General features: G+C 42.3%; 6 protein-coding genes. 1 reads left to right on the top strand and 5 read right to left on the bottom strand.

What is annotated here, in order from left to right:
- Positions 1-172: 172 nt before the first annotated feature.
- A complete protein-coding gene (locus Q4A84_RS10985; RefSeq protein ID WP_303088979.1) occupies positions 173-1165 on the top strand; it encodes a site-specific integrase in 993 nt (330 codons plus the stop codon).
- Positions 1166-1170: 5 nt separating this feature from the next.
- Here Q4A84_RS10985 and Q4A84_RS10980 read toward each other — a convergent pair whose 3' ends face one another.
- The 5 genes from Q4A84_RS10980 to Q4A84_RS10960 form a co-directional block, all read right to left on the bottom strand.
- Positions 1171-1377, bottom strand: coding sequence for a hypothetical protein (locus Q4A84_RS10980; protein WP_303088978.1), 207 nt, complete (start codon positions 1375-1377; stop codon positions 1171-1173).
- A 15-nt stretch (positions 1378-1392) separates the two neighbouring features.
- Positions 1393-1644, bottom strand: coding sequence for a hypothetical protein (locus Q4A84_RS10975; RefSeq protein ID WP_303088977.1), 252 nt, complete (start codon positions 1642-1644; stop codon positions 1393-1395).
- A gap of 17 nt (positions 1645-1661) precedes the next feature.
- Positions 1662-2129: a hypothetical protein gene (locus tag Q4A84_RS10970; protein WP_303088976.1), complete on the bottom strand. Its 468-nt coding sequence runs from the start codon at positions 2127-2129 to the stop codon at positions 1662-1664.
- Positions 2126-2365, bottom strand: a complete 240-nt coding sequence (locus Q4A84_RS10965; RefSeq protein WP_303088975.1) for a hypothetical protein — start codon at positions 2363-2365, stop codon at positions 2126-2128. The genes Q4A84_RS10970 and Q4A84_RS10965 overlap by 4 nt, the downstream gene beginning before the upstream one ends.
- Before the next feature lie 15 nt (positions 2366-2380).
- Positions 2381-2624 (bottom strand): hypothetical protein (locus Q4A84_RS10960; protein ID WP_303088974.1); only part of this gene is annotated, 244 nt, incomplete at its 5' end.

Genomic DNA, 2624 nt, shown 5'->3' with positions numbered 1-2624 from the left:
TGGTGCCGGCGGCAAGCATAAATAACTATTTTCTTTTTTTGTCTATTTAAGTCTATTTTTAACTATTTCACTTTAAAAACATTTGTCTATCATTTGTTTGATTTTCTATTTATATCTATTTACGCCCATTTAAGGCTATAATGATTGTCCCAAAAACAGTCCCAAAATAAACATGGCAACCATTGAAAATAGAAATGGAAAATATCGGGTTAAAGTAAGACTCCAAGGTGTATCAAAATCAAAAACATTTTTGAGGCATGCAGATGCTAAAGCATGGGCCGCAAAAATGGAAGCGCAGATAATGGATGGTGTTCAGGCAAATACTCCTCGGCATTTGTTTTTTGCAGATGTGTTGACTAGATATAGAGATGAGATTGTAAGCAAGAATAGGGGTGGGGACAAAGAAGCTTTACGAATAAACCGTATATTAAAAACACCGCTGGCAAAAGTATTTGTTAGCGAGTTGATGCCATTACACTTTGCGAAATGGCGAGATAACAGACTGACTGAAGTGAGTGAAGCAAGCGTGTTGCGCGAGATTACAACATTATCGGCGGCATGTACGCACGCGATGAAAGAATGGGGATACATTATTGACAATCCTGTGCACAAGATTTCCAAGCCTAAAAGCCCAAAATCCAGAGATAGGCGCCCGACAGAAGAAGAATTGGATAGGTTGTCATTAGCGCTAGGCTACGACAACGAAGTAATACTCGATACAATAAGCAAAAGAGTTGGTGCGGCAATGTGGTTTGCTATTTTCACAGCTATGAGAGCAGGGGAAATTTGCGGCTTAAAATGGACTGATATTGATTTTGACCGTCGGATCGCATTTTTGGAGCAAACCAAAAACGGACATAGTAGAGATGTGCCTTTGTCTAATAAGGCGTTAGATATATTACGCAGGCTTGAACAGATAAAAAATGGAGATTCTGTTTTTCAGCTTGATAATGGTACGCGTGATGTATTGTTTCGTCGGGCTCGGGATTTGTGCGGTATTGATGATTTACACTTCCATGATTTGCGTCGCGAAGCCCTAACAAGGATGGCAGGCAAAGTGCCTGTTGAGATGTTGGCTAAGATTAGCGGCCATCGTGATTTGCGTATCCTGCTTAATACTTACTATTCGCCGGATATGGCAGACGTTGGCCGCTTGCTTGATTGATTGATTTAATATTCCTGGAATTGTTCAGCCCATTTGATGACTTCTTGTGATTTCCATAGTGGTTTCCTTGAATTTGGAATATTTATCCTTTTGGGAAAGTCTGGTCTTGGTGCGTATTTTTCCAGGAATGTTTTAGGCTTTAAATCCCCGAGCGCAGCCGCGCACTCTGCGGCGTTCCAAAAGATTTTCGTTTGTTGGTTTTGATTGTACATAATTATTTTCCCTTCCTATTTGATACGTTTTGATTTTGCCCGTTGTTTGATAGGTTGCTTAACGTAATAATTAATCGGCTCGGTGCGCAGTTGTTCCGCATAATCAATAGCCGCTTGTTCATTTTCAAGCTCGATTAATACTTCAGGCGGTGGCCTTTTAAAGCTGACACTGTTTTGGTTGTAAATCGGGTTGCGGTACTCAATGACTTGCCAAAAATCAGGCCCTCCTTTTTTGGGAGAGCCTCGTCTTACTGCAATGTTTCGCATCTTCCGTTCCTTTATGCTTATGCAATAACTGCCTTTTCTTCGTCCATCATTAGCCGTATGGTCGTGTTTTGGCCGTGGTCGCGGATTTGGTCTATTGGCGTTCGCATGTAGACCTTTTTCATAAGGCTTATTACCTTGCGCGCGTCTGCTATTACTTCGTCTGGCGTTTCGGTGGTATTGGTTTCTATCCACTCCCTCAGGCGGAGCATCGGGCTGAAATCGGCCGTAAAACCAAACTTGCTTTGCGCTGTTTGCCAATACTCTAACCAGCCGTCTAATGCTGGCAAAAACGGATAATATTGGTACCTATCATGCGTAATCATGACCTCGCCGTCTTTTCGCAGCCATTGCCCATGCTCCAATGTGTCTAAGATGGTTTCAATCGGCTCAAAGGCGTGCTGCATCAATACGGCCTGATGGATGCGGTATTTTTTGATCGGCACCGGTTTACGGTTTTTGGCGGCTCGGCGTTGTTGTCTGTTCATGGTTTAACCTCGATTGATAATTCCCAAGTTTCATGGTTTTCTACAAGAGTTAATTTACCTTTTAAGCATTTAGACATTATCACATCACAAGTTATTTGACGGCATAAAGGGAGGCGACTCAGTGCTATCCACTTATGATGTTGGTTCTTTGGAGTTTTGAGTAAGTAATAACTGTCCCAATTTTCTATTCCAATTTCTTTTTGGATTTTTGCCCATAATCTTTTTTCAATTGTCATAATTTAAGCACCATATTAAACTTCGACAAAATTTCCTTCAGCATCAAGCGTGTACCATGTGTCAGCCTTTACGTCGATACCCGCAATACCAGCTCTGATGTGGATTAATTTACCGTCATTATCTCTGTACACGCATACAATCGCGCTGCCTGCTGATGCTTTGGCTTTTGATTGCTTGCCAGCGGCTAAGGCGACGGAATGGTAGCCTGATGTAGCTGCCGTAGACCAGTCGCCTGATGTAGCTGCCGTAGACTGGTCG

Source organism: Neisseria sp., from assembly GCF_030527965.1.
Classification (GTDB): Bacteria; Pseudomonadota; Gammaproteobacteria; order Burkholderiales; family Neisseriaceae; genus Neisseria.
The sequence above is the reverse complement of the archived record's forward strand: the minus strand, read 5'-3'. Positions and strand labels throughout refer to the sequence as shown.

Excerpts from the sequence above, each read along its gene's own strand:
- Q4A84_RS10985 (WP_303088979.1), top strand. The coding sequence starts at position 173 with ATGGCAACCATTGAAAATAGAAATGGAAAATATCGGGTTAAAGTAAGA.
- Q4A84_RS10965 (WP_303088975.1), bottom strand. The coding sequence starts at position 2,365 with ATGACAATTGAAAAAAGATTATGGGCAAAAATCCAAAAAGAAATTGGA.
- Q4A84_RS10970 (WP_303088976.1), bottom strand. The coding sequence starts at position 2,129 with ATGAACAGACAACAACGCCGAGCCGCCAAAAACCGTAAACCGGTGCCG.
- Q4A84_RS10980 (WP_303088978.1), bottom strand. The coding sequence starts at position 1,377 with ATGTACAATCAAAACCAACAAACGAAAATCTTTTGGAACGCCGCAGAG.
- Q4A84_RS10975 (WP_303088977.1), bottom strand. The coding sequence starts at position 1,644 with ATGCGAAACATTGCAGTAAGACGAGGCTCTCCCAAAAAAGGAGGGCCT.